Source organism: Nocardioides sp. NPDC057577 (genome assembly GCF_042801335.1).
Taxonomy (GTDB): domain Bacteria; phylum Actinomycetota; class Actinomycetes; order Propionibacteriales; family Nocardioidaceae; genus Nocardioides.
Genome location: NZ_JBHVGB010000369.1, coordinates 1 through 1,043 on the forward strand (window position 1 = coordinate 1; position 1,043 = coordinate 1,043).

Consider the following 1,043-nt stretch of genomic DNA (forward strand, 5'->3'; position numbering starts at 1 on the left):
GTGGTGCCCACTCGGCCGACGAGAGTGACGCCTCGGCCGGTCAGAAGGCGTGGGCCATCAGGTCGGCGTAGACCTCGTGCTCGTCGACCTCCAAGCCACGGGCCTGGAACCACTTCGCGACGTTGGTGATGTCACGAAGCAGGAAGTCGAAACCCAGGGGGTTGCCGACGAGGTCGATGATCTGGGGGAGGTCGATGATCACCAGCCGGTCCTGCTGGGCCAGGATGTTGTAGGGCGAGAGGTCACCGTGGACCAGCCCAGCCTGGACCATCGTGGCCAGCGCCTCGACGAGCCCGTCCCACCACATCTCCAGGACGTGGCGCTCCGGGCGGGTCTGGGCGAGTCGCGGAGCCGTCTCGAGCTCCCCGTTGCCGCTGTCGACGGCGATCCACTCCATCAGGATCTCGGTGCCGTCGATCTGCACCGGATAGGGGACCGGGAGGCCGAGGTTCCAGCAGCGTACGAGCGCGTTCCACTCGGCGTTGGCCCACTCGGCCTTGGCGACCTCGCGGCCGAAGGTCGAGTTCTTCTTCAGTGCGCGCTCGTCACGGGAGCGCTTGACCGAACGGCCCTCGGTGTAGCTCGCGGCCCGGTGGAAGGTGCGATGGTCGGTGTCGCGGTAGCGCTTGGCGACCATCAGCGCCTCCTGCTCCGGGAAGAGCGGGTCGGCGCGGACCAGCAGGAAGGCGTCGGCCTCCTTGCCGGTCTTGAGGATGCCGAGCTCGGTGTCGATGGCCCCCTGAGAGGTCACCACCCAGTCCGGGCGCGGCTCCGGTCCACGGGAGAGGGGCTCCACGGAGAGCCAGGTGGACCAGCGTTGTCCGTCCTCCAGATCGTCATAGGTCTGGAAGTCGAAGACGAAATTCGAGTTGATCCCCTCGAGAGGATCAGCGGAGATGTTCTCCTGAGTCACTTCGGGTGCTCCTGATGCGAGAGATGTTGTCTGTGGGCAGGCACAAGACAGAGACAGTCATGGGTCTGCTCCTCTCGATCAGGGGCGCCTCGTGGACGAGGAACGCCGGTCGCGGTCCATGGTGGAGGAC

General features: G+C 66.3%; 1 protein-coding gene. It reads right to left on the reverse strand.

The genetic code is table 11. From position 1 onward, the window contains the following. Nucleotides 1–40: 40 nt before the first annotated feature. The gene (locus tag ACFU7D_RS29860) at nt 41–913 is read right to left on the reverse strand and encodes a serine protein kinase RIO (protein WP_378874192.1); all 873 of its coding nucleotides are present in this window, start codon (nt 911–913) and stop codon (nt 41–43) included. Nucleotides 914–1,043: the final 130 nt, after the last annotated feature.